The sequence below is a fragment of the Xanthomonas sp. 3498 genome, from assembly GCF_014199795.1.
In the GTDB taxonomy this organism is placed as follows: Bacteria; Pseudomonadota; Gammaproteobacteria; order Xanthomonadales; family Xanthomonadaceae; genus Xanthomonas_A; species Xanthomonas_A rydalmerensis.
On the sequence record NZ_JACHOH010000001.1, the window covers coordinates 112,141 to 137,565 of the forward strand.

Below are 25,425 nucleotides of genomic sequence, written 5' to 3' on the forward strand. Positions count from 1 at the left end.
GAAGGGGAATGACGGGCACGCGGCGGCTCAGCCGGCGACGCGCCCGGCCTGCTCGGGGGTCAGGGTGTTCAGCGCCAGCGCGTGGATCGCGCCGCCCATCAGGTCGCCCAGGGTGGCGTAGACCATGCGGTGGCGGGCCAGCGGCAGCTTGCCGGCGAAGGCGGCGCTGACCACGGTGGCTTCGAAGTGCACGCCGTCGTCGCCCTGCACCTGCACCTGCGCGTCCGGCAGGCCGGCCTCGATGAGTTTACGGATGGTTTCGGCGTCCACCGGGCTTTCCTCATAAAATGATCGGCCATTCTACCCTCCGACCGGCACCCGCATGGATGTATCGCCCCTGTCTCCCACGACGCCCGACGACGCCGGCCTGGTCGCCAGCGGCCGCCGTGTGGTCGAGATCGAGCAGGCCGCGCTGGCGGCGGTCGGCGCGCGCATCGGCGCCGATTTCGCCGCCGCCTGCCGGCTGATCCTCGGTTCGCGCGGGCGCGTGGTCGCCACCGGCATGGGCAAGTCGGGCCACGTGGCGCGCAAGATCGCCGCCACCCTCGCCTCCACCGGCACCCCGGCGTTCTTCGTGCACCCGGGCGAGGCCGGGCACGGCGACCTGGGCATGATCACCGATGCCGACGTGGTCCTGGCGCTGTCCTATTCCGGCGAATCCGACGAGATCCTGATGCTGCTGCCGGTGCTCAAGCGCCAGGGCAACGCGGTGATCGCGATGACCGGCCGCCCGCAGTCCACGCTGGCGCGCGAAGCCGACCTGCACCTGGACGTCAGCGTGCCGGCCGAGGCCTGCCCGCTGGACCTGGCGCCGACCTCCAGCACCACCGCCTCGCTGGCGCTGGGCGATGCGCTGGCGGTGGCGCTGCTGGACGCGCGCGGCTTCACCGCCGACGACTTCGCCCGCTCGCACCCGGCCGGCAGCCTCGGCCGCCGCCTGCTGCTGCACATCACCGACGTCATGCATCGCGGCGACGAACTGCCCAAGGTGCGCGAGGACGCCAGCCTCAGCGAGGCGCTGGTGGAGATGAGCCGCAAGCGCCTGGGCATGACCGCGGTGGTCGATGCCGACGACCGCCTGCTCGGGCTGTTCACCGACGGCGACCTGCGCCGCACCCTGGACAGCGCGCTGGACGTACGCCAGACCCGCATCGCCGAGGTGATGACCCGGCAGCCGCGTACCATCGGCGCCGACCAGCTCGCCGCCGAGGCCGCACTGCTGATGGAGACCCACAAGATCACCGGCCTGATCGTGGTCGATGCGGCCGGCCGCGCGGTCGGCGCACTCAACATTCACGACCTGTTGCGCGCCAGAGTGGTTTAACAGGCTGAACCCGTTCACCGCCCGCCGGCGTCCCCACGCCGCTGGCCCTGGCCGCTGGAAAGCCGGCCTCCCCGCCCCGATATCCCGAACATGCCCTATTCCCCGCTGGCCGACCTCCCCGCCGACCTGATCGACCGCGCCGCCCGGATCCGCCTGGCGTGCTTCGACGTGGACGGCACGCTGACCGACGGCCGCCTGTACTACGACCGCGACGGCAACGAGAGCAAGGCCTTCAACGTGCTCGACGGCCAGGGACTGGTGCAGTTGCGCCGGCACGGCATCGACGTGGCGCTGATCACCGCCCGACCCAGCCTGGCCGCGGAGAAGCGCGGCCAGGAGCTGGGCCTGCTGGTGCAGATCGGGGTCAAGGACAAGCGCGCCGGCGTGCAGGCGCTGTGCGACGAGCGCGGCATCGGCCTGGAGCAGGTCTGCTTCATGGGCGACGACCTGCCCGACCTGGCGCCGCTGCGCGTGGTCGGCCTGGCGGTGGCCCCGGCCAACGCCCACCCCTGGACCGCCGAACACGTGCACTGGACCACCCGCGCCCGCGGCGGCGAAGGCGCAGCGCGCGAACTGTGCGACGTGCTGCTGGCCGCGCAGGGCCACGTCCCCTCACTGCTGCAGGAGCATGGCGCATGAACTGGCGCACCACCCTTGGCACCCTGTTGCTGGTCGGGGCGCTGATCAGCGGCTGGTCGGCCTGGAACCAGCGCAGCAAGCCCACCCGCAATCCTTCCGACGAAGCCAGCGTGGACTACATCGCCCGCGACTTCGAGATCGTCAGCCTGGACAAGCAGGGCAAGGAAGCGATGACCCTGCGCGCGCCGCAGATGGAACGCAGCCGCGCCGACCAGACGATGTCGATCGTGACCCCGCTGTTCCTGCTGCCCGACGCCAACGGCCAGCACTGGGAGATGCGCAGCAAGACCGGCTGGGTCAGCGCCGACGGCGACGAACTGCGCCTGCGCGACGACGTCGCCGGCGACAGCCCAAAGGTGCCCAGCATCCCGCCCACCACCTTCCGTACGCAGAGCCTGGACGTCTTCCCGCAGACCAACAGCGCGCGCACCGCCGCCCCGGTCACGATGACCCGGCCCGGTATGATGCAGTCCGGCGTCGGCTTCGAAGTCGACTTGAAATCCCGGCAGTACAAGCTCCTTTCACAGGTCAAGACCCGTTATGAACCGAATGCTGCCCGCTAAGCTCGCCCTGCTCGCCCTGCTGCTGCCGACCCTGGCGCTGGCAAAGTCGACCGACCGCAACCAACCGATGGATATCAAGTCCGACACCAACAATTGCGACAACTTGAGCGGTGATGACGGCAAGTGCCGCTTCGCCGGTAACGTCATCATCGTGCAGGGTACGCTTGAAGTGCATGCCGACACGGCCGACCTGTTCCGCAAGAATGGCGATGTCGACAGGATCCTGCTCAATGGCAAGCAAGCCACGCTGAAGCAGGACATGGACGACGGCTCCACCGTGAATGGCACTGCCGACACGATCGATTACACCGTCGGCAACGATACAGTGATCCTGACGGGCAACTACAAAATGACCTCCCCCAAGGGCACCAATGCCGGTCAGCGCATGGTCTACAACACCAAGACCGGCAACATGCAGGGCGGCGGCGATGGTACCCGCGTGCACACGGTGATCCAGCCGAAGAATGCCGCCGCGGCAACGCCGGCCGGCGCGCCGGCAGCCGGCGCCAAGTCCCCCGCCAAGCCCGCCGCGGCACCGGCGAAGCCGACCAAGCAAGGAGGCCAGTGATGCTGCTCGCCGAAGGCCTGCGCAAGCGTTACAAGCAGCGCGAAGTGGTGCGCGACTTCGCGCTGACCCTGGAGGCCGGCGAAGTGGTGGGCCTGCTCGGCCCCAACGGTGCCGGCAAGACCACTTGCTTCTACATGATCGTCGGCCTGGTCGACGCCGATGCGGGTCGCATCGTGCTCGACGGCAACGACATCACCGCGCTGCCGATGTACAAGCGCGCCAAGCTCGGCGTCGGCTACCTGCCGCAGGAACCGTCGGTGTTCCGCAAGCTCAGCGTCGCCGACAACATCCGCCTGGTGCTGGAACTGCGCGAGGATCTGGACAACGCCGGACAGGAACGCGAACTGGCGGCGCTGCTGGACGAACTACAGATCAGCCACGTCGCCGACCAGCTCGGCGCCAGCCTCTCCGGCGGCGAGCGCCGCCGCTGCGAGATCGCGCGCGCGCTGGCGGCCAAGCCGCGGCTGATGCTGCTCGATGAACCCTTCGCCGGCGTCGATCCGATCTCGGTCGGCGAAATCCAGCGCATCGTCACCCACCTCAAGCAGCGCGGCATCGGCGTGTTGATCACCGACCACAACGTGCGCGAAACCTTGGGAATCTGCGACCGGGCGTATATCCTCAACGAGGGCAGCGTGTTGGCGCAGGGAGCGCCAGATGTTCTGCTGACCAACGCTGAAGTTCGCCGAGTTTATCTCGGAGACTCCTTTAAACTTTAATTACCCTCAAGCCAATTTGATGAAATTGACTTGACCTTCGGGTCAACAGAAAAAACAAATCTTTTTTCCACGACATCGTCCGCAGCATCAGATGTCTCAAGCAATCCATATACAGGATTTGAGCGCCCTAACACGTCGGACACCAAGTCTGGCGAATTATATCTCTCTGAAACATCAAAAGACCCAACACATAGCGTAACGCCACATTCAAACTCTACACGACTAATACCCTGCCTCTCTCCAGCAGCCTTATCTATTGTTGAAGAGTATATCTTTTTCAACTCTTGGGCCTCTGGGTCAGAAACAGATTTTGATGCAATCTCTTTCAAAAAGGCAGGGAAATTTTTTCGGTCAAGAATGACCTTAGCTTTGCCTACGGAAATTGAGTTTCCAGCCAATAAGGCTACCTCACCACCGAATTTTTTTGAATCGGCCCGCTCGACTTCTAAGCCGGTTGATTTTACACCGCCAGACGAATTATCGGATGGGATGGAAGAGGACAGATCCGAGCTAACTGCAGATGGATTCCGAGCGTTATAGCCCTGATGCTTTTTCGTTAAAACGCCAGTACTATTGAATACTTCCGAACCAGAAGTGTTCCAACCAAAAACCCAAATCGCCACAGCCAGGGTCGCAATAACCAAAATACAACCCGAAAAATAAACTTTTCTCATTGCAACCCCGGCTGCGCGAAAATAAAACTAATATAAAATCAATTTTGCTCCGGAGTTCCCGGAGTTCTATATCGCGTGTGAATCTGACCACCACAGCAATCAGAAATCGAATAGTTTCCACCGCCGAGATTGGTAACAACACAGCTATTATCGCAAGTGGTTGTCACTCCCCCAATCGTAACCGAACTGCTCGCTGAAGCAATATCACTCACACCTAACAGCAGGAAAGCAGAGTAAAATACCGCACGCTTCTTCACGCCCGAAAGAAAAGCCATAATACAAACTCCTTTTTGTGTTTTAGCCGTAGTCAATTGCGCCAGCCGTCAAGATTAGCGCGCGTGATTCTTATCACAAACGTGAATTTACCGTCAAGGGGATTTTTCATGGATGGCATCCACCCGGAGCCATTAGAACGCCTCAAGTAATGCTTCCAAGACAACGCTAAGATTCAGAACCGCTTCACTGCTGAGTACACACGACGGATGAAAGCACGGCTGCAGACATCGCTGGGACAGCACCTGGTCATGACGCCGCAGTTGCGGCAGGCGATCAAGCTGTTGCAGATGTCCAGCGCCGAGCTGGAAGTGGAGATCGCCGAGGCGGTGGAGAGCAATCCGCTGCTGGAATGGTCCGAGGACGCCGCGCCCACCCTGGATGTGACCAGCCACGGCAGCGCCGAGGGCGAGGTCGAGGTCGCGCCGCCGGCCGGCGACACCCTGGACGACGTTCCGCAGCACAACGGCGACGAATGGTCCACTGCCGAATCGGCCTGGAGCGGCGGCAGCGGCGGGTCGTTCGATGACGACGACCTGGGCAGCGCGGCCGAACGCGTGGCCGAACCGGACACCTTGATCGATCACCTGCTGTGGCAGTTGCACCTGTCGCCGCTGTCCGCGCGCGACCGCAGCATCGGCGCGGCGCTGATCGACGCGCTCGACGACGATGGTTACCTGCGCGAGCCGCTGACCGCGATCGCCGAGACCCTGCGCCCGGATATCGCCGCCGAGGAGGACGAGATCCTGACCGTGCTGCACCAGATCCAGCGCTTCGACCCGGCCGGCATCGCCGCGCGCAGCCTGGGCGAGTGCCTGACCCTGCAGCTGGACACCCTGCCCGAGGACACGCCGGGGCTGGCCCTGGCACGCACCATCGCCAACGGACCGCTGGAACGGCTGCCGCGCAGCGGCGTGGCCGGCCTGGCGCACGAACTCAAGCGCCCGACGGCGGAGGTCGACACCGCGGTCGCGCTGCTGCGCTCGCTGGACCCGCGTCCGGGCAAGCAGATCGGCGAGCTGGGCAGCGACACCTATGTGGTGCCGGACTGCGTGGTCTGGCGCCAGCGCGGGGTGTGGCATGCGGCGCTGTCCGCGCACGCCCAACCCAAGGTCACCATCCACCGCGGCTACGAGCGGCTGATCCGCCAGTGCGGCGAAAGCGACGCCGGCTACCTGCGTGGGCAACTGCAGGAAGCGCGCTGGCTGCTGAAGAGCCTGGAGGCGCGCGGCGAGACACTGCTCAAGGTGACCCGCTGCCTGCTGAAGCAGCAGGCCGGTTTCCTGGAGTTCGGCGAACAGGCGCTGCGGCCGCTGACCCTGCGCGAGATCGCCGGCGAACTGGGCCTGCACGAGAGCACCATCTCCCGCGCCATCGCCCGCAAATACGTGCGCACCCCGCGCGGCACCATCCCGCTGCGCGCCTTCTTCGCCTCGGGCATCGACACCGACAGCGGCGGCGAGGCCTCCAGCACCGCGATCCAGGCGATGATCCGCCGGCTGATCGATGCGGAGAATCCGCGCAAGCCGCTTTCTGACGCCAAGCTGGCCGACCTGCTGAAAAGTGCCGGCGTCCCTGTAGCGCGCCGCACCGTGGCGAAGTATCGTGAGGCCATGAACATTTCCGCCTCCCACGAACGCGTCCGGATCGGCTAGCGGCGGCGGCAATGGTTCATAGGTGAAACCCGAACCAAGGAGTATCCGATGCGTATCGAGACCTACGGCCAGCAGATCGAAGTCACCCCCGCCCTGCGCGAGTATGTGGAGACCAAGCTGCAACGGCTGAAGCGACACTACGAGGAAACCATCGAGGTCCGCGCCCAACTGGCGCTGCGCAAGCCCGACCATCACGTCGAGGCCACGGTCAACGTCCCCGGCCGCACCCTGCACGCCGACGCCAGCGCACAGACCATGTACGCGGCGATCGACCTGCTCGCCGACAAGCTGGACCGGCTGATCATCAAGCACAAGGAAAAGAAGCACGACCACCATGCGGCCGAGGTGCGCGACAATCTCGCGTGATCCTCCCCACGTTGCGCCACCATGCCCTTGACCGATCTGATGGCGGCCGTCAGCACCCAGGTGCTTCCGGCCGCCGATCGCGACACCCTGCTGCACACCGCCGCCGGTCTGCTGGCCTGCCAGCAGGCCGGCGCCGATGAACTCTTCGCCAGCCTGCGCGAGCGCGAACAGCTCGGCAGCACCGCCATCGGCCACGGCATTGCCATCCCGCACGGCCGCGCGCCGGACCTGGACGCCCCACGCGGCGCGCTCCTGCGCCTGCACCAGCCGATCGATTTCGACGGCCAGGGCACCCAGGTCGACCTGATCTTCGCCATGGCCGTCCCGGCGCACTACACCCACCAACACCTGATGCTGCTGTCCGAACTGGCCGAGCAGTTCTCCATCGAGGAATTCCGCGACGCCCTGCGCAACGCGCCGGACGCCGCCGCACTGTATGCGTTGCTCGGCGGCGCGCCACGGGCCGCCGCATGAACACCAGCATCGACGCACGCGAACTGTTCGACCAGCAACGCGACCGCCTGAGCCTGCGCTGGATTGCCGGGCACAAGGGCGAACACCGGGTGCTGGAGGCCGGCAATGCGGTCTCGCGGCGCCCGTCGCTGGCCGGGTATCTCAACACCATCTACCCCAACAAGGTGCAGATCCTCGGCACCGAGGAACTGGCCTGGCTGGACTCGCTGGACGCGCGCCAGCGCTGGGAGACCATCGAGAAGATCGTGCAGGTGCGGCCGCTGGCGTTGGTGGTCACCAAGAACCAGTCGTGCCCGGAAGACCTGCGCGCGGCCGCCGACGAATCCGACACGCCGCTGTGGATCTCACCCAAGCGCGGCCACGAACTGCTCAATCACCTGTCCTACCACCTGGCACGCACGCTGGCGCCGCGGGTGATCCTGCATGGCGTGTTCATGGAGATCTACTCGATCGGCGTGCTGATCACCGGCGAGGCCGGCTCGGGCAAGAGCGAGCTGGCGCTGGAACTGCTCAGCCGCGGCCACCGTCTGGTCGCCGACGACGCCCCCGAATTCACCCAGATCGCCCCCGACGTGCTCGACGGCACCTGCCCGGAACTGCTGCAGGACCTGCTGGAAGTGCGCGGGCTGGGCGTGCTCAACGTGCGCGAGATGTTCGGCGACACGGCTGTAAAGAAGAACAAGTACCTTCGGCTCATCGTGCACCTGACCCGGCCCATGACCGAGCCCACGCCCCACGGCTACGAGCGCCTCACCGGCGATTCCGGTACCCGCCACGTGCTGGACCTGGACGTGCCGCTGATCACCCTGCCGGTGATGCCGGGCCGCAACCTGGCGGTGCTGACCGAGGCCGCCACGCGTCTGCACATCCTGCGCACCAAGGGCATCGACCCGGCGGCGATGTTCATCGCCCGCCACAGCAACCTGCTGGAGCGGCGCAGCCCATGACCACCGGCGCCAACACCTCCACGCTGGTCATCGTCAGCGGCCTGTCCGGCTCCGGCAAGTCGGTGGCGCTGAAGACCTTCGAGGACCTGGACTACTACTGCGTCGACAACCTGCCGGTGGAACTGCTGCCGGCCTTCGTCAAGAGCCTGGTGCGCGAGGATGCCGGCCCCAGCAAGCTGGCGGTGGGCATCGACGTGCGCAGCCGCCACAGCGACCTGAGCCAGCTCTCGCGCTGGCGCGAGGCGGTGGCGCAGTTCGGCCTGGACGCACGGCTATTGTTCTTCGACGCCAACGACGAGGCGCTGATCAAGCGCTACGCCGACACCCGCCGGCGCCACCCGCTGTCGCGCCAGGGCCTGTCGCTGCCGGAAGCGATCGAGCGCGAGCGCGCCCTGACCGAGCCGCTGCGCGAAGCGGCCGATGCGGTGATCGACACCAGCGCGCTCAACGTGCACCAGCTGCGCCGGCGGGTCACCACCGAGTTCGCGCTGTCCGCCGAGAACACGCTGTCGCTGCTGTTCGAGTCCTTCGCCTACAAGCGCGGCGTCCCGGCCGAAGCGGATTTCGTGTTCGACGCGCGGGTGCTGCCGAATCCGCACTGGGACCCGGAGCTGCGCCCGATGACCGGCCGCGACAGCGGTGTGCGCGAGTACCTGGATGCGCAACCGGACGTGCAGCGCTACACCGCGCAACTGATCGACTTCCTCGACACCTGGTTGCCGCGGCTGCGCAACGACACCCGCAGCTACGTGACCATCGCCTTCGGCTGCACCGGCGGCAAGCACCGCTCGGTGTACCTGGCCGAACGCTTGGCCCGCCATGCCCGCGAACAAGGCTGGCCGGAAGTGGCGACCTTCCATCGCGAGCAGGATTGATCGAAACGCCAGGATTGGGGATTGGGGATTCGGGATTGGCAAACGCAGGGCATTGCTCTGGCTCTTGCGAATCCCCAATCCCAAATTCCCAATCCCCGCTCCCCACAGCCATTCCCTGCGCCCTGCCTGACCTGTTAACGTTCTCCCATGGCCTGTGGCATTCTCCTCATCACCCATCCTGAAATCGGCGCCGCGCTGCTGAGCGTGGCGACTCGGCTGTTGCGGCAGTTGCCGCTGAAAACCGAAGCCTTCGAGGTGCCGTTCGACGCGGACCTCGACGCGCTGCTGCCGCAGGCGTCGGCAGCGTTGCGGCGGGTGGACGACGGCGATGGCGTGCTGGTGGTGACGGATCTGTACGGGGCCAGCCCGAGCAACCTCGCCGCGCGGCTGGCGCGCCTGGGCACGCCAGTGCGGCGCGTCTCGGCGTTGAGCCTGCCGATGCTGCTGCGGATCATGAACTACCCCGAACAAGGACTGGAGCAGTTGCCCGCGACCGCGGCAGCCGGCTCGCGCAATGGCGTGGTGATCGACGATGCTTGAACGCGAACTGCTGGTCTCCAATCGCCTCGGCCTGCACGCGCGCGCCACTGCCAAGCTGGTGCAGACGCTGTCCTCGTTCCGCTGCAACGCCACGCTCGCGGCCAAGGGCCGCGAAGTCAACGCCAAGAGCATCATGGGCGTGATGCTGCTGGCCGCCGCGCAGGGCACGCCGGTGACGGTGCGGGTGGACGGCGCCGACGAAGCCGAGGCGCTCAAGGCCGTGGTCGACCTGTTCGAGCGGCGCTTCGACGAGGACAGCTGAGCATGCGCCGCCGGCGGCCGCAGGCAGGGACGCGGTGCCGCCGCACGGGGCACGCGCGGTGAGCGTGCGCATCGCCGGCCATGGCGCTTCGCGCGGCAATGCCCTGGGCCGGGCGCGGGTGCGCCTGCCGCATGCGCTGGAAGTGGCCGAGCAACGTATTGCGGCCGCACAGATTCCCGAGGAACTCGATCGCCTGCACCGTGCGGTGGACGCCGCGCGCGAGGAGATGCATGGCCTGCGCCAGCGTCTGCACGGCGCCCTGGCCAAGGAGGTCGGCGAATTCCTCGACCTGCACGCGCTGCTGCTCGACGACCCGGAACTGCTGCACGGCCTGGACGAACTGATCCGCACCGGCCGCTACAGCGCCGACTACGCGCTGCGCCTGCAGCGCGACCGCCTGGCGACCGTGTTCGACGACATGGAAGACGCCTACCTGAAGAGCCGCATGGACGATCTGGACCATGTGATCGGACGGATCCACGCGTTCCTGCAGAAGCGCCAGCCGGACAGCGAAGGCCTGGCCGGCGAGATCCTGGTGTGCGAGAACGTGGCGCCGTCGGAACTGGCGCAATTGCAGGCGCAGGGCGTGGTCGGCATCGTCACCAGCGCCGGCAGCACGCTGTCGCACAGCGCGATCCTGGCGCGCAGCCTGCACCTGCCGCTGGTGGTCGGCGTCGCCGACGCGCTGCAGAAGATCAACGACGGCGACGTGCTGATCATCGACGGCACCCAGGGCGCGGTGCTGGTCGACCCGACCCCGGACGACCTGCGCGACTACCGCAGCCGCGTGCGCGAGCAGGCCAAGCTGCAGCGCAGCCTGGGCAAGCTGCGCTCCAAGCCCAGCCGGACCCGCGACGGCGTGGACATCACCCTGCTGGCCAACGCCGAGTCGCGCGACGACGTCACCCGCGCGCATGCGCTCGGCGCCGACGGCCTGGGCCTGTACCGCACCGAATTCCTGTTCCTGCAGCGCGACGCGCTGCCCGACGAGGAAGAACAGTTCCACACCTACCGCGATGCGGTGCTGGGCATGAGCGGCCGGCCGGTGACCATCCGCACCCTGGACCTGGGCGCGGACAAGGCCGACCGCACCGGCCTGACCATGAGCAACGAAGAAAACCCGGCGCTGGGGCTGCGCGGCGTGCGCCTGTCGCTGGCCCGGCCCAAGGTCTCCGACACGCAGTTGCGTGCGCTGCTGCGCGCCTCCGCCTACGGCCCCGTGCGGGTGCTGGTGCCGATGGTCAGCGCGCGCGAGGAACTGTTGGCGATGCGCCGGCATCTCAAGCGCATCGCCGCGCAGTTGCGCCGCGACGGCCACGCCATCGCCGAGCAGGTGCAACTCGGCGCGATGATCGAGGTGCCGGCGGCGGCACTCGCCCTGGATACCTTCATCGACACCATCGACTTCCTGTCGATCGGCACCAACGACCTGGTGCAGTACCTGCTCGCCGCCGACCGCAACAACGAGGCGGTGGCCGAGTTGTATTCGCCGCTGCATCCGGCGGTGCTGCGGCTGATCGCGCAAGTGATCGCCACCGGCCAGGCCCACGGCAAGCCGGTGGCGGTGTGCGGCGAGATCGCCGGCGACCCGGCGCTGACCCGCATGCTGCTGGCGCTGGGACTGCGCGAGTTCAGCCTGCATCCGGCGACGATGCTGGAAGTGCGCCAGGTGATCCGCGACAGCGACCTGCAGTCCCTGCGCCAACGCGGCGCCAAACTGCTGCAGGCGCGCGACCGCAAGGGCATCGAGCGCTGGTTGGCGTGAGAGCCGGGATCGGGGAGTCGGGATTGGGGATTGGGATGAAGCCGTTCGGCTGCGGAACGCGGGGATTCGATTGAAGGATGCCGGTTGCGGCATCCTGCGCCGCGCGCTTCGATGAAAAAATCGCCAACCCTCTGGGCAGCAACCGCACGGTTCCGACAGCGCCTGCCCCGCCGCTTTTTTGTGGCAGGGGCTTCAGCCCCGCCCACAGAGGAGCGCAGCGCCTCACGCTCGCGCAGAAGCATCGACTCCCCGATCCCGACTCCCCAATCCCGGCCTTCCACTGTGCTTCCCGCAACATGCAGGCGATAATGTTGGGATGAACATCTGACCGACCGCGTTTCTCCGGAGCGCGGCCTCTACCGAAGGGAGCAGCGCATGGCCGACGCCGTCCGCCACGACAAGACCGCGCGGCAGCTGCGCATGCTGTCCGATGCGCTGGACAGCGGGCGCCTGGGTCCGGTGCGGCGGCTGGTCAATACGCTGGCGCCGGCCGAGATCGGCAACCTGCTGGAGTCGCTGCCGCCGGGCAAGCGCGAGGTGGTGTGGGGCCTGGTCGATCCGGAAGACGACGGCGAGGTGTTGGTCCACGTCGGCGAGGAAGTGCGCGAGAGCCTGCTCGCGGACATGGACCCGGACGAAATCGTCGCCGCGGTCGAAGACCTGGACATCGACGACCTCGCCAACCTGGTCGAGGACCTGCCGGACACGGTCATCGACGAAGTGCTCAAGTCGATGGACCGCGAGAACCGCGAGCGGCTGGAGCAGGTGCTGTCGTATCCCGAGGACAGCGCCGGCCGCCTGATGAACCCGGACGTGGTCACCGTGCGCGCCGACGTCAACGTCGACGTGGTGCTGCGCTACCTGCGCCTGCGCGGCGAACTGCCGGACCATACCGACCACCTGTTCGTGGTCAGCCGTCGCCACCAGTACCTGGGGCGGGTGTCGCTGGCGGCGCTGGTGACCCACGAGGACTCCACCCCGATCAACCGGCTGATCGACGACGAGCAGCCGGCCATCGACGTCGGCGAAGGCGCCGACGAGGTCGCGCGGCAGTTCTCCGACCACGACTGGATCTCCGCGCCGGTGGTGGACGACAACAACATCCTGCTCGGCCGCATCACCATCGACGACGTGGTCGACATCATCCGCGACCAGGCCGAGCACCAGGCGATGAGCGCCGCCGGCCTGGACGAGGACGAAGACCTGTTCAGCCCGGTGCGGCGTGCGTTCCGGCGCCGGTTGATCTGGCTGACGATCAACCTCGGCACCGCCTTCATCGCCTCCAGCGTGGTCAGCCAGTTCGAGGGCACCATCGCCAAACTGGTGGCGCTGGCCGCGTTGATGCCGATCGTGGCCGGCATGGGCGGCAACGCCGGCACCCAGGTGCTGGCGCTGATGGTGCGCGGCCTGGCGCTGGGCCAGATCGGCGCGTCCAACGTCGGCGTGCTGCTGCGCAAGGAGCTGACGGTGGCGCTGATCAACGGCCTGTCTCTGGGCATCGGCCTGGGCCTGATCGTGCTGCTGTGGTTCAAGCAGCCGCTGCTGTCGCTGGTGATCGGTTCGGCGCTGACCATCAACCTGCTCACCGCCGCCCTCGGCGGCGTGCTGGTGCCGTTGACGCTCAAGCGCCTGGGCTTCGATCCGGCGCTGGCCGGCGGAGTGATCCTGACCACGCTGACCGACGTGATGGGCTTCCTCAGCTTCCTCGGCCTGGCCACCCTGGTCCTGCTGTAGGGCGTGTCCGTGCGGCGGGGCGGTTCCCGCCGGCCCGCCGTGCGACGCGGCAAGGGTGATCCGCGCGGCGCCGACCCCGCCATCCGCCCGGTGCGCGGCAGGCCCGCCGCACCAGCACGCGCCGCGGCCGGCGGCTGACTGGCGCATGTCCGCTCCCCCTGCCCGGGTTGTGGTGGAGACGCCCAGCCCACGATACTGCGGCCTTCCCATCCGAGGGCCGGCCATGTCGATGCGTTCGTTGCTGCTTCTGCTGTGCCTGTCGATGGTCGGATGCAGCAGCTTGCCCAGCGACCCGGCCACCGGCCACTTCGTCAGCCGCCAGCTCACCCTCGACGGGCGCGTCTACCGCTACCAGGTGTTCGTCCCGGCGCCGGCGCATCGCCAGGGCCCGGTGCCGGTGGTGCTGTTCCTGCACGGCTCCGGCGAGCGCGGCGACGATGGCCGCGACCAGACCACGGCCGGACTGGGTCCGTACCTGCGCCGCCACCTGGCCGATTTCCCGGCCCTGGTGGTGATGCCGCAGGCGCCCGACGGCGAAGAATGGAACGGCGCCAACGCGACCATGGCACTGCAGGCACTGGACGACAGCAGCGCCGAGTTCAACGGCGACCCGCAGCGCACCTACCTCACCGGCATGTCCATGGGAGGCTACGGCACCTGGGAAATCGCCTTGAAGCAGCCGCAACGCTTCGCCGCGCTGGTGCCGATCTGCGGCGCGATCCTGTCCCCGCACGAGGACCGCGAGTACCTGGTGGTGACGCCGGTGGCGTATCTGGCCGATCCCTACAGCGCCCTGGCGCAGCGCCTGCGGCACGTGCCGGTGTGGATCTTCCATGGCGCCCAGGACGACGTGGTGCTGCCGCACGACGACCGCAAGATCGTCCGTGCCTTCAAGAACCTCGACGCCGACGTGCGCTACACCGAGTACCCGCAGGGCAACCACAACGCCTGGGACGCCACCTATCGCGATCCGAAGATGTGGCAGTGGCTGTTCGCGCAGAAGCGCAGCGACACCGGCAACGAGACCACCGCCGACAAGTAAGCCGTTTCCAGGAAAGGCTGCGCGATCGGGTAGTCAGCGCGCGCTTACGGCGTTCTGCCCTCAGTCCTACGCCGCATCCTTGTGGGAGTCCCTCCCACAAAAAAACCCCACCGCGCTCGGCGTGCAACGCGGCGCACGGCCAACGCCCGGCTGTGCAAGCCGGGCCGCAGCACTCCACCAAACCGCGTACAGTCCGCGCTTTCGTGCACAGGTTAGGCATGGCCACCGCCCTTTCCTCATCGCAGTCCGTTTTCCACGCCCGCCTGCGCGGGCTGGACCCGAGCGCCGCGGCGATCGCCGGCGCGGCGATTCCACCGCTGCTGGTGCCGGCACGCGACGACCCCGCGGCACTGCAGCTCAGCGACAGCGGACGCTGGCTGTTGCAGGTGCTGGATGCGCTGGATGCCGTGGACCACGCCACCCAGGCCACCGGTCTGTCCGCCGACGCGCTGCGCCGCGACCAGAAGTTCGCGCCGCCCGGGCGGCCCTCGCTGCACTTGGTGCAGTTGCGCCAGCAGCAGGCAGCCGCGCAGCAGGCCCTGCGCCGCGCCAATCAGGCGCTGGCCCAAGCCGCCACCGGCTTCGTGCGCAGTGCCGGGCTGACGCCGCCGCCACGGATCGGGCCGGTGGCGTTCGTGCAAGGATGGATTGCGCGCCATCTGGGATAGCGGCACCTCGGTGCGACGCGTGCCTGTCGTTCCTTGGGCGGCGCACCGAGGATGAAGCGGGCGAGCGTCAAGGAGATCTTGCATCGCGCCATTCGGAATCAGCCACGATCGCGGCTGGCAAAGGACGATGCCAGCCACTCGCCTACCGGCATGCGACGCGCGTTGGCCGCGCGTGCCGAGGACGCGGCCGTCCGTTCCGCGGCATGCGGGGCGCGCCGACCGCACTGCGTCGCATCGCATCGCGTCACGTCACATAGCGTCGCGAGGCCGATGTGCGAACACGCCACGCCGTGCGCGTCTACGCAAGCTAAACCGCGAGCGCCAGACCGCTCACACGGGCCAGGGTTGCGCCTGTCCCGCTGCTATCCTGCACGCCCCTCGGACTCCGCTGCCCGACGCCCCATGCCCGCGCCCTCCCTCACTGCCCTCCCCTGCCCCACTCCCGCGGCACCTTCGCGCATGTGCCTTCGCGCCCGCGCCAAGGCAGCGGCGGCATGAGCATGCCCGGCGCGAACACGGCCAATCTCGCCACCTGGGGCATCTGCGCGCTGGCCACCGCCGGGGTGATCACGCGGCCGTTCAAGCTGCCGGAGGCGTGCTGGGCGGTCGGCGGGGCGCTGCTGCTGATGGCGCTGGGGCTAATGCCCGGCGGCGAAGCCTGGCAAGCGGTACTGAAGGGCCTGGACGTCTATCTGTTCCTGATCGGCATGATGCTGCTGTCGGAAACCGCACGCGCCGAAGGCCTGTTCGACTGGGTGGCGATGCATGCGGTGAACCTGGCCAAGGGTTCGACCCAGCGCCTGTTCGCGCTGGTGTTCGGCGTCGGCATCGTGGTCACCGCGTTCCTGTCCAACGACGCCACCGCGGTGGTGCTGACCCCGGCAGTGTACGCGGCCGCACGCAAGGCCGGGGCCAAGCCGCTGCCGCTGCTGTTCGCCTGCGCGCTGATCGCCAACGCCGCCAGCTTCGTGCTGCCGATCTCCAACCCCGCCAACCTGGTGCTGTACGGCGGGAAGATGCCAACGCTCGGCGCGTGGATGGCCGCGTTCGCGCTGCCGTCGCTGCTGGCGATCGGCGTGACCTTCGTGATGCTGCGCTGGGCCGAACGCAAGGACCTGACCGGCCGCTGTGCCGCGCGCGTGGACACGGTGCCGCTGACCCGCGGCGGCACCTTCGCCCTGGTCGGCATCCTCGCCACGGCGGTGCTGCTGGTCGGCGTCTCCGCGCTCGGCCTGGACCTGGGCCTGCCGACCTGCCTGGCCGGCCTGGCCACCCTCGGCGTGGTCTGCCTGGGCGGCCGGCAGTCGCCGCTGCCGATGGCCAAGGCGGTGTCGTGGTCGGTGCTGCCGCTGGTGGCCGGGCTGTTCGTGCTGGTGGAAGCACTGTCGCGCACCGGCGTGATCGGCCTGCTCGCGCGCACCCTGGCCGACGCCGCCGCGCACTCGCCGCAGGCCACCGCCGGCATCGCCGGCACGCTGCTGGCGTTCGGCTCCAACCTGATGAACAACCTGCCGGCCGGCCTGATCGCCAGCACCACCGTCGCCCAGGCGCAGCCGCCGCAGCTGGTGGTGGACGCGCTGCTGATCGGCGTGGACCTGGGCCCGAACCTGTCGATCACCGGCTCGCTGGCGACCATCCTGTGGCTGACCGCGATCCGCCGCGAAGGCGAGGACGTGGGCTTCTGGCGCTTCCTCAAGGTCGGCGCGCTGGTGATGCCGCCGGCACTGCTGTGCGCGCTGGGCGCGCGCCTGCTGCTGGGCTGAGTAGCGCGCGCCCACGTCGTGGATTGCCCATGGCGGTCAAGCCCCGGAACGGTCGCCCAGGCACTGACCTGCAGCGACCGCGGGTTGGACCCGGCGGCCTCTACCGCAACGCGTCGCGGCTGAAGCCGCTCCTACGACAACCCCGACAGTTCGCCGAAATTCCCCTGTAGGAGCGGCTTCAGCCGCGACAGGCGGCCGCGGACGCCTGCGACGGTTGCTCCCACCACAGGAGAAACAAGCGCCGCCTCTCCGGCAGCACGCAGCCCGTGTCGTAAGAGCGGCTTCAGCCGCGACAAGCATTCCAGGTAAAGCCCGTCGCGGCTGAAGCCGCTCCTACGAGGATGTCACGACGTCTCCGGTTCGGTCGCGGCAAAGCGCGTTACTCCGTCGCGACGCGCGCGTCGTCCGGTCGTCGCAAGCTGCCGGGACCGACATCCCTCGAACGATGGCTTGGCGCCCTGACGGCTGGCGCGCCCTACCCCGCGCGCAACCGCCGCGCCACGCCGCTGACCAGGGCGATGGCCGCAGTCAGCGCCGCCATCGACAGGAACTGCGTGCGGGTGTCCGGCGAGGCCACCAGCAGGCCGAAGATCAGCGCCAGGATCGCCAGCGCCAGCACGGTGAGCACCGGATAGCCGCGCATGCGGAACGGCAGGCGGGTGCCGGCGCGGTCGGCGCGCGCGCGCAGGATCAGCTGCGACAGCAGCGAGATCGTCCACACCAGCAGGCAGGTGGCGCCGACGATGTTCAGCAGCACCGGCAGCACCCGGTTGGGATACAGCAGCTCCAGCACCGCGGCGACGAAGCCGAACAGCACGCTGGCCAGCACCGCCAGCCACGGCACCTGTTGGCGGCTGGACGCGGCCAGTGCGCGCGGCGCTTCGCCGCGCTGGGCCAGCGAGAAGATCATCCGCGAGGCGCCGTACAGATTGGCGTTGAGCGCCGACAGCAGCGCGATCACCGCGATCAGGGTGATGCCGGTGGCGGCGCCGGGGATGTTGGCCACCTGCAGCACCGCCGCGAACGGCGAACTCAGCGCCTGGCTCTGCCATGGCACCACCGCGATGATCACGCTCAGCGAGCCGATGTAGAACACCAGGATGCGCCAAGCGACGGTGCGGATGGCGCGGGCGATGCTGCGCTCCGGGTCGGCGGTCTCGGCCGCGGCCACCGCCACGATCTCGGTGCCGCCGAACGCGAACACCACCACCAGCAGCGCGGCGCCGATGCCGGCCATGCCCTTCGGCGCGAAGCCGCCGTTGCCGGTGACGTTGGACAGGCCCGGCGAGGCCACCCCGGGCAACCAGCCGGCCAGCAAGGCCACGCCGACCAGGATGAAGCCGACGATCGCCGCCACCTTGAGGATGGCGAACCAGAATTCGAACTCGCCGAAGTTGCGCACGCCCAGCAGGTTGATCGCAGTGAACGCGGCCATGAACGCGATCGCGGCCAGCGGCACCGGCAAGCCCGGCCACACCGTCGCCAGCAGGCCGGCGGCACCCACCGCCTCGGCGGCGATCACGATCACCAGCTGCAGCCACCACAGCCAGCCCACGGTGGCGCCGGCGGTCGGCCCCATCGCGTCGGCGGCGTACACCGAGAACGCGCCGCTGGCCGGCTTGGCCGCCGCCATCTCGCCCAGCGCGTTCATCACGATGATCACCAGCGCGCCGGCGACCAGGTAGGAAATCAGCACCGCCGGCCCCGCGGCGTGCACGCCGACGCCGGAACCCAGGAACAGGCCGGCGCCGATCGCGCTGCCCAATCCCATCATGATCAGTTGCCGCGGTTTCAGCGCATGGCGCAAGGCGGGTGCGGCGGCGGGCGGGACAGGCGCGGACGGATGCGGCATCGGCTCGGTCGGGTGCGGAAAACGCGACACGATACAGGCTGACCGGCGGCGGCGTGCGGCTGCGCCCGTGTTTGGCCGCCCGTGGCCGCGGATCGACCCGCCGCCGCGGGATGGCTGCTGCAACGCAGCGCGGATCCGCGCACGCGGCCGCGATGGGAGACCGCCCGCTGCGTGTCGGCGAACACGGCCCCGGCACTACGGCTTGCCCGGCAACACGCCAGCGCCAACCAGGCTGCAGAAAGTACGGAATAACAATACATCCGAAGCAACGGCGAATTTCCCGCATCTCTCTGATTTTGCGTATTGACAGCGATACTAACGTCAGAAATACTGAACTCGACGCCAGCAAAGTCTCCTATCTCCGCACCTGCCGATGAGGGCGCACACGCGGAGCCAGGAGGGCGGCAGGCGACGACGGACCGGGAGACGGCCCGTTGCGGGCGCTCCGGCCGGAAAGGACCACGGCTGCCGCTCGTCCCATGGCGTACAGGTCCGTACATCCAGACAAGGAGAGACACCATGATCAAACCGCTACTGACGCTGACGATGCTGGCGGCCGCGCTGGCCGTACCCTGCCTGCAGGCCGCCGAGCGCGCACCGCTGAACGCCGCCGATGCCATCCAGGGCATGGGCGAACGCCTGCCCATCGGCAAGCAGAACGTCAGCCTGTCGCCGCTGTTCAAGGTCTACACGTTCGAGAAGGCCGGCCTGCGTTTCGTGCAGATCAACTCGTTGAAGGACGAGGTCATCACCGTGCTCACCGCCACGCCGGGCACCGAGGCACGGCTGCCGATCGGCACAGCCGCCGAGGAGCAGATGATCGCGGTCAACGATGCGAAGAACCAGCCGCTGGGCATGGTCACCGCCGCGGCGAGCTGCCCGTGCAACGCCACGGTGGTCTACCGCGACGCCAACACCACCATCGTGGTGGTCTACGGCTCCAACGGCGAGTACATCACCTCGTACGTGATCAAGAGCCCGCAGACCAAGCCGCCGCAGTAAGCGCCAGCTGTGCGTCGCGGCCGCAGCCTGCGGCCGCGACGTGGCCAATGGCCGTCGACCGGCGGCCGCTGGCCGCTGGTACCCGAATCGGGCCACGTCGCCGATCGCCCGATCGCCAAACGTAGGCGGCCGCCTTCCAAAGAAGGCGGCCGCGCAAGCGCAACAGCAGTCCGGGTCCCGGACCGTTGCGACTTAGAACTCCTGCCAATCCTTGTCCAGCGCCACCGCCGCCGCGAACGACGGCGCGCGTCGTGCCGGGGCAGCCGCTGCCGCAGCCAGCGGGCGCGGGCTGCGCGTGGCCACAGGCGTCACGCTCCTGCCGCGTGGCGACTGCGCTGGCGACGGCGTTGCCACGGGCGCGCCCTCCAGTTTGAACAGCGCCACCGCCTGGGTCAGCTCCACCGATTGCTGCTCCATCGAACGTGCGGCCGCCGTGGCTTCTTCCACCAGCGCCGCGTTCTGCTGCGTGCTCTCGTCCATCTGCGTCACGGTCTGGTTGACCTGTTCGATGCCGGCGGACTGTTCCTGCGACGCGGCCGAGATCTCGCCCATGATGTCGGTGACGCGCTGCACCGATGCGACGATCTCCTGCATGGTGCTGCCGGCCTGGTCGACCAGCGCCGAGCCTTCGGCGACGCGGCTCACCGAGTCGTCGATCAGGCCCTTGATCTCCTTGGCGGCATTGGCCGAGCGCTGCGCAAGGGTGCGCACTTCGCTTGCGACCACGGCAAAGCCGCGGCCCTGCTCGCCCGCACGTGCCGCTTCCACTGCGGCGTTGAGCGCCAGGATATTGGTCTGGAAGGCGATACCGTCGATCACGCCGATGATGTCGGCGATCTTCTTCGACGACGCTTCGATGCCGCTCATGGTGGCGACCACCTGACCCACCACCGCCCCGCCCTGCGAGGCGACCGACGCCGCGCCGCTGGCGAGCTGGTTGGCCTGGCGCGCATGCTCGGCGTTCTGCCTGACGGTGGAGGTCAACTCTTCCATCGACGCCGCGGTTTCCTCGAGACTGGCGGCCTGCTGCTCGGTGCGGCGCGACAGGTCGTCGTTGCCGGTGGCGATTTCGCTGGCCGCGGCATTGATGCTGACCGCCGCGCTCTGGATGCGGCCGACGATGCCGGTCAACTGGTCGGCGGTGGCGTTGGCGTCGTCGCGCATGGTCGCAAACACGCCATGGAACTCGCCGTCCATGCGCGCGGTCAGGTCGCCCGCGGCAATGGCCTGCAGCAACGCCGACAGCTTGCCCAGGTTGCGATCGCTGACGTCCATCATCGCGTTGAGGTCCTGCACCATCAACCGGAAGTCGTACTGGAAGTGGGCGGCATCGCCACGGGCGCTGAAGTCGCCGGCGGCGGCCGCAGCGGCCAGGCGCTTGATCTCGGTGTTGATCGCCAGCAGGCTGGTCTTGGCCGCATCCATCGATTCGTGCAGCACCGCACGGCTGCCGGGCAGGCGCCGGGCGTCGCGGCGCAGGTCGCCGTTGGCGTATTGGTTGAGGATCTCGACCGCCTCGACGATGGCGTCCAGGTGCTCGAACATCATGGTGTTGATGCCCTTGCTCAGCTCGCCATAGACGCCGGGGAAGTCCTGCGGCATGCGGTGACTGATGTCCTTGTCGGCGTGCAACTCGATCATCAGCGTGGTTTCGCTGGAGAAGCGTTGCAACTGGTGCTGCATGCGTCCCATCGCCAGCAACAGGCGACCGGGCTCGTCGCGTGCCTCGGTGATCACGTCGTTGTCCAGGCGGCCGTCGGCGATGGCTTCGGCGGCGCGGGTGGCGCGGGCCAACGGCAGCGTGAGGCTGCGAGTGATCAGCCACGCCAGCACGCTGCTGACCAGCACCACCGCCAGGCCGCCGGCGATGAGCATGGCGCGCCCACGCGTCATCGCGGCCGTCGCGTCCGCGTAGGCTTCGCTGCTGCGGGTGGCCTGTAGATCGGCATAGCGGGCGATGGCGTCCTGCCATTTCTGCGTCAGCGGCGCGGACTGTTCCATCAGCAGGGCCAGTGCCTCATCCGGCTTGTCGTGCATGCCCAGATCGATGACGCGATTATTGACGTCGACGGTCTTCTCCCGAGTGCGGTCGACCTCCTCCAGCACGGCCTGGCTCTGCGCGCCGCTCGGAATGGCGCCCGCCCGCTTGCGCGCTTCCTGGTAGCGCGCACGCTGCTCGGCGATGACCTTGGCGAAGCGGATGTTGTCTTCCTGCGAGGTCGGCAACACGATGTTGCGGACATTCATGGCCACGACCGAACTGGCGTTGAGCATGTCGCTGGACGCGCGGATGGCGGCGATGTTGCGGTTGACGATGCCGTCCAGCCGTTCGCGTGCCTGGAACAGGGTCAGCAGCCCGGCAACGACCAGGGCCGAGGACAGCAGGATGAGGATGCCGAATGCGGTGGCGAGCCGGGCGCCAACGTTGTAGCGCTGAAGGAATGCAATCATGGAAGAGGCCTATTTGGGGGAATGGCTGGGGCAATGGAGCGGCCGGGACCACGCGCGCCGACCAGCCGCCGGTGCGTGCGTCCGAATGGAACCGGGATGAAGAGAGCGTGAAAAAGCGTTCTGAATCAAACGCTTGATGACGCTTCCCGCTCAATGTGCGGGCGGTGTAACGGCTTCCCGCGGAGAGACTTGAGAGGCGATTGCGGAAAATTTATTGAACAGCCTCAGGCAGATGACGGATGTGTCGAAGGCGCATTCGCGCAGCGGCCGGATCGGCCGTTTTGCGTGAAAGATGCGTGCATGCAGGGTTACAAATGCCGGCATGGCACTTGCTTTCGATGAAAGGGCGCGAGGTGGAAAAATTTTCCGTTGGCCGCGGTGCAGGCATGCCAAACGCGCGCGACGCCGACAAGAAGTGCGATCACAGTCGCGTCGCAGCATCGACAGGAAGAGATGGGGCATGCGATGACGCGCGGATACGGTCGTGCAAGCGGCACATGCCCCTTTGCACGAAAGCGCACGCACGCGGCAGCGGCGAACATGACGCAGGTCAGCAACGCGCTATGCGGCGATACGTCCGCGTGAGCGTGGCGGTGTTGAGGGCGGCACACGGTGCCGCGCGCACGTGGGGTGCGGCTTTCTCAGGAGCGCAGGCGCCGCGCCCCTGCAGGCACGGCATCATCGACTGCAACAGCAAACGCCTGGATCAGCGCGCCGTGGCGCCGGCAGCAGCATGGCTGCCGGCCGTGTGGAGCGGGCGGCGCGTTGCGCCACGCCGCCCGATGCAGCACAACCTCTGGATCAGAACTCCTGCCAATCCTTGTCCGAAGCCAACGCCAGCGCCGCGGCGGGCTGCGCCGCACGCCGCGCCGGTGCGGCATTCGCCACCACCGGACGGACACTGCGCTTGCCTGCGGGTGCCGCGTTGGCGTGATGACGCGGTGCGTGCACCAACGGCGCGGCCGCCGAGGCGTCCAGCTTGAACAGCGCCACCGCCTGGCTCAGTTCCACCGCCTGCTGCTCCATCGAGCGCGCCGCCGCACTGGCCTCTTCCACCAACGCCGCGTTCTGCTGTGTGCTCTCGTCCATCTGCGTCACGGTCTGGTTGACCTGTTCGATGCCGGCCGACTGCTCCTGCGACGCAGCCGAGATCTCGCCCATGATGTCGGTGACGCGCTGCACCGAGGTCACGATCTCGGTCATGGTCTTGCCGGCCTGATCGACCAGGGCCGAGCCTTCGGCCACACGACTCACCGAGTCGTCGATCAGGCTCTTGATCTCCTTGGCGGCGGCAGCAGAGCGCTGCGCCAAGGTGCGCACCTCGCTGGCGACCACGGCGAAACCGCGACCCTGGTCGCCGGCACGCGCCGCTTCCACCGCCGCGTTGAGCGCGAGGATGTTGGTCTGGAAGGCGATGCCGTCGATCACCGAGATGATGTCGCCGATCTTCTTCGAGGAGGCTTCGATGCCGCTCATGGTGGTCACCACCTGGCCGACCACGCTGCCGCCCTGCGCGGCGACCGAGGCCGCGCCGGCCGCCAGCTGATTGGCCTGGCGCGCGTGCTCGGCATTCTGGCGGACGGTGGAGGTCAGCTCCTCCATCGAGGCGGCGGTCTCTTCCAGGCTGGCGGCCTGCTGCTCGGTACGGCGCGACAAGTCGTCGTTGCCGGCGGCGATCTCGGTGGCCGCGGCATTGATCGACACCGCCGAGTGCTTGATGCGGCCGACGATACCGGCCAACTGTTCGGCGGTGGCATTGGCATCGTCGCGCATCTGTGCGAACACGCCACGGAAGTCGCCGTGCATGCGCGCGGTCAGGTCGCCGGCGGCGATCGCCTGCAGCAGCGTCGACAGCGCCTGCAGGTTGCCGTCGGCGGTGGCCATCAGCTGGTTCAGGCTCTCCACCATCACCCGGAAATCATGCTGGAAGCGCTCGGCATCGCCGCGCGCGCTGAAATCGCCGTCGGCGGCGGAGGTCGCCAGGTGCTTGATCTGCCCGTTCATCGCCGACAGGTTGGCCTTGACCTCGTCCATGGTCTGGCTCAGCACCGCTTCCTCGCCGGGCAGGCGGTCCATGTCCTGCGACAGGTCGCCGATCGCGTAGCGGCCCATGATCTGCGCCAGACGCGTCTTCACCGCCAGGTGCGAGGCCACCAGCGCATTGGTCTCGGCGGCCATGCGCCCATAGTCGCCCGGGAAGGCCTGCGCCTCGATGCGGTGGCTGACTTCGCCCGCATCGTGGCGCTGGGCCATCTCCAACTGCGCGTCGATCAGGTTGCGCACCTGCTGCTGCATGCCCTGCATCGCGAGCAGCAGGCGGCCGGTCTCGTCGTGGGCGTCGGTATGCACGTCGTTGTCGAGCTTGCCGCTGGCGATGGCCTCGGCGGCACGGGTGGCGCGGGTCAGCGGCACGGTCAGGCTGCGGGTGATCAGCCAGGCCAGCAGGCCGCTGACCAGCACCACGATGGCGCCACCGGCGAGCAACAGCGCACGGCCGCGATCCATGGCGACCTGGGCGGTCGCATAGGCCTTGGCCCCCTGCTCGCGCTGCCGGTTCGCATAGGTGTTGAGCGCCTCCTGCCACTGCTGGGTAGCTGGCGCGGCCTGGGTCACCAGCACCTTCAGCGCCTCGGCGTCCTTGTCCTGCATGCCCAGATCCAGCACCTCCTGGTTGGCGACACGGGTACGCGCGTAGGCATCGTCGATCGCCTTGCGCATCTGCACGCCGACCGGACTGGTATTGGGAATCGCGTAAAGCTTGTCGTGGATCTCGCCGTAGTAGCGTCGCTGCGCGTCGACGACCTTGGCGAAGCCCTCGTTCTCCTCGCGCGTGGTCGGCAGCACGATGTTGCGCAGGTTGATCGCGATCAGCGAGCTGGCGTAGCGCATTTCGCCGGTGTAATCGAGGATCTGCATGCGCCGGTTGACGATGGTATCCATCATCTCGCGTGACTGTTTCAACGTCAGCAGGCCGGCGCCGACAAGGGCGCAGGACAGCAGGATGAGGACACCGAAGGCGCAGGCAAGCCGCGTCCCGACGTTGTAGCGTTGCAGGAAACCGATCATGGGGGGGTACCAAGTGAGGAAGGGGGAGCCCCGCGCCACGACCTGGGATCGCGCACGACACTGCCAGGCGGAAGGCCTGGACGCGATGCGACGGAGAAGAAGACGAAGACACTTCCAGCACCGACCGCATCGGAGATGTCACGTGCGGGGACTCGCTTTAGGTAGCGGCGGCCGCACGTGATTCTTGATGCGTAAGTGCGCAC

The 25,425-nt window shown here is 67.9% G+C and carries 23 protein-coding genes; 18 read left to right on the plus strand and 5 right to left on the minus strand.

What is annotated here, in order from left to right; all coding sequences use genetic code 11:
* Window positions 1-27: 27 nt before the first annotated feature.
* The gene (locus GGR66_RS00505) at window positions 28-270 is read right to left on the minus strand and encodes a BolA/IbaG family iron-sulfur metabolism protein (protein ID WP_184446840.1); all 243 of its coding nucleotides are present in this window, start codon (window positions 268-270) and stop codon (window positions 28-30) included.
* 52 nt (window positions 271-322) lie between these two features.
* Here GGR66_RS00505 and GGR66_RS00510 point away from each other — a divergent pair, with 52 nt between their 5' ends.
* The 5 genes from GGR66_RS00510 to lptB all read left to right on the plus strand — a co-directional run bounded on the left by GGR66_RS00510 (window position 323) and on the right by lptB (window position 3,813).
* Window positions 323-1,324 carry a KpsF/GutQ family sugar-phosphate isomerase gene (locus tag GGR66_RS00510; protein WP_184446841.1) on the plus strand — a complete coding sequence of 334 codons (1,002 nt, stop codon included), beginning with the start codon at window positions 323-325 and terminating at the stop codon, window positions 1,322-1,324.
* A 90-nt stretch (window positions 1,325-1,414) separates the two neighbouring features.
* Window positions 1,415-1,963, plus strand: coding sequence for an HAD hydrolase family protein (locus GGR66_RS00515; protein WP_017910666.1), 549 nt, complete (start codon window positions 1,415-1,417; stop codon window positions 1,961-1,963).
* The gene (gene lptC, locus GGR66_RS00520; protein ID WP_184446842.1) at window positions 1,960-2,526 is read left to right on the plus strand and encodes an LPS export ABC transporter periplasmic protein LptC; all 567 of its coding nucleotides are present in this window, start codon (window positions 1,960-1,962) and stop codon (window positions 2,524-2,526) included. Before GGR66_RS00515 ends, lptC begins: the two co-directional genes overlap by 4 nt.
* Complete coding sequence (gene lptA, locus GGR66_RS00525) at window positions 2,504-3,094, plus strand: lipopolysaccharide transport periplasmic protein LptA (RefSeq protein WP_184446843.1); 591 nt, start codon at window positions 2,504-2,506, stop codon at window positions 3,092-3,094. The genes lptC and lptA overlap by 23 nt, the downstream gene beginning before the upstream one ends.
* Entirely contained in the window at window positions 3,094-3,813 is a 720-nt protein-coding gene (lptB, locus tag GGR66_RS00530; RefSeq protein WP_184446844.1) for an LPS export ABC transporter ATP-binding protein, read from the plus strand. The genes lptA and lptB overlap by 1 nt, the downstream gene beginning before the upstream one ends.
* Here the strand turns inward: lptB and GGR66_RS00535 are convergent.
* Entirely contained in the window at window positions 3,810-4,487 is a 678-nt protein-coding gene (locus GGR66_RS00535) for a hypothetical protein (protein WP_184446845.1), read from the minus strand. The genes lptB and GGR66_RS00535 overlap by 4 nt on opposite strands.
* 482 nt (window positions 4,488-4,969) lie before the next feature.
* Here GGR66_RS00535 and GGR66_RS00540 point away from each other — a divergent pair, with 482 nt between their 5' ends.
* From GGR66_RS00540 to GGR66_RS00595, 12 genes are all read left to right on the plus strand, one after another.
* Window positions 4,970-6,415 carry an RNA polymerase factor sigma-54 gene (locus tag GGR66_RS00540; protein ID WP_184446846.1) on the plus strand — a complete coding sequence of 482 codons (1,446 nt, stop codon included), beginning with the start codon at window positions 4,970-4,972 and terminating at the stop codon, window positions 6,413-6,415.
* 48 nt (window positions 6,416-6,463) lie between these two features.
* Window positions 6,464-6,781 carry a ribosome-associated translation inhibitor RaiA gene (raiA, locus tag GGR66_RS00545; protein ID WP_010344105.1) on the plus strand — a complete coding sequence of 106 codons (318 nt, stop codon included), beginning with the start codon at window positions 6,464-6,466 and terminating at the stop codon, window positions 6,779-6,781.
* 21 nt (window positions 6,782-6,802) lie between these two features.
* Complete coding sequence (locus GGR66_RS00550; protein ID WP_160970884.1) at window positions 6,803-7,255, plus strand: PTS sugar transporter subunit IIA; 453 nt, start codon at window positions 6,803-6,805, stop codon at window positions 7,253-7,255.
* Window positions 7,252-8,202: an HPr(Ser) kinase/phosphatase gene (gene hprK, locus GGR66_RS00555; RefSeq protein ID WP_160970886.1), complete on the plus strand. Its 951-nt coding sequence runs from the start codon at window positions 7,252-7,254 to the stop codon at window positions 8,200-8,202. The genes GGR66_RS00550 and hprK overlap by 4 nt, the downstream gene beginning before the upstream one ends.
* Entirely contained in the window at window positions 8,199-9,077 is an 879-nt protein-coding gene (gene rapZ, locus GGR66_RS00560) for an RNase adapter RapZ (RefSeq protein ID WP_184446847.1), read from the plus strand. The genes hprK and rapZ overlap by 4 nt, the downstream gene beginning before the upstream one ends.
* Before the next feature lie 147 nt (window positions 9,078-9,224).
* On the plus strand, window positions 9,225-9,617 hold the full coding sequence (locus tag GGR66_RS00565) for a PTS fructose IIA subunit family protein (protein ID WP_184446848.1): 393 nt from the start codon (window positions 9,225-9,227) through the stop codon (window positions 9,615-9,617).
* Window positions 9,610-9,879 carry an HPr family phosphocarrier protein gene (locus GGR66_RS00570; RefSeq protein ID WP_010344110.1) on the plus strand — a complete coding sequence of 90 codons (270 nt, stop codon included), beginning with the start codon at window positions 9,610-9,612 and terminating at the stop codon, window positions 9,877-9,879. The genes GGR66_RS00565 and GGR66_RS00570 overlap by 8 nt, the downstream gene beginning before the upstream one ends.
* Before the next feature lie 58 nt (window positions 9,880-9,937).
* Window positions 9,938-11,644 carry a phosphoenolpyruvate--protein phosphotransferase gene (gene ptsP, locus GGR66_RS00575; RefSeq protein WP_184446849.1) on the plus strand — a complete coding sequence of 569 codons (1,707 nt, stop codon included), beginning with the start codon at window positions 9,938-9,940 and terminating at the stop codon, window positions 11,642-11,644.
* 375 nt (window positions 11,645-12,019) lie between these two features.
* A complete protein-coding gene (mgtE, locus tag GGR66_RS00580) occupies window positions 12,020-13,378 on the plus strand; it encodes a magnesium transporter (protein ID WP_160970894.1) in 1,359 nt (452 codons plus the stop codon).
* Between the two features lie 223 nt (window positions 13,379-13,601).
* Complete coding sequence (locus GGR66_RS00585) at window positions 13,602-14,420, plus strand: prolyl oligopeptidase family serine peptidase (RefSeq protein WP_160970896.1); 819 nt, start codon at window positions 13,602-13,604, stop codon at window positions 14,418-14,420.
* 218 nt (window positions 14,421-14,638) lie between these two features.
* Window positions 14,639-15,088 (plus strand): hypothetical protein, encoded by a 450-nt coding sequence (locus GGR66_RS00590; protein WP_184446850.1) that lies wholly within the window; start codon window positions 14,639-14,641, stop codon window positions 15,086-15,088.
* 494 nt (window positions 15,089-15,582) lie between these two features.
* Entirely contained in the window at window positions 15,583-16,851 is a 1,269-nt protein-coding gene (locus GGR66_RS00595; RefSeq protein ID WP_160970774.1) for an arsenic transporter, read from the plus strand.
* Between the two features lie 475 nt (window positions 16,852-17,326).
* Here the strand turns inward: GGR66_RS00595 and GGR66_RS00600 are convergent, their stop codons facing one another.
* Complete coding sequence (locus GGR66_RS00600) at window positions 17,327-18,703, minus strand: amino acid permease (RefSeq protein ID WP_184446851.1); 1,377 nt, start codon at window positions 18,701-18,703, stop codon at window positions 17,327-17,329.
* Window positions 18,704-19,222: 519 nt separating this feature from the next.
* Here GGR66_RS00600 and GGR66_RS00605 point away from each other — a divergent pair.
* On the plus strand, window positions 19,223-19,705 hold the full coding sequence (locus GGR66_RS00605) for a hypothetical protein (RefSeq protein WP_160970778.1): 483 nt from the start codon (window positions 19,223-19,225) through the stop codon (window positions 19,703-19,705).
* A gap of 192 nt (window positions 19,706-19,897) precedes the next feature.
* Here the strand turns inward: GGR66_RS00605 and GGR66_RS00610 are convergent, their stop codons facing one another.
* Window positions 19,898-22,156, minus strand: coding sequence for a methyl-accepting chemotaxis protein (locus tag GGR66_RS00610; RefSeq protein WP_184446852.1), 2,259 nt, complete (start codon window positions 22,154-22,156; stop codon window positions 19,898-19,900).
* A gap of 801 nt (window positions 22,157-22,957) precedes the next feature.
* Entirely contained in the window at window positions 22,958-25,222 is a 2,265-nt protein-coding gene (locus GGR66_RS00615; protein ID WP_184446853.1) for a methyl-accepting chemotaxis protein, read from the minus strand.
* Window positions 25,223-25,425 lie beyond the last annotated feature (203 nt).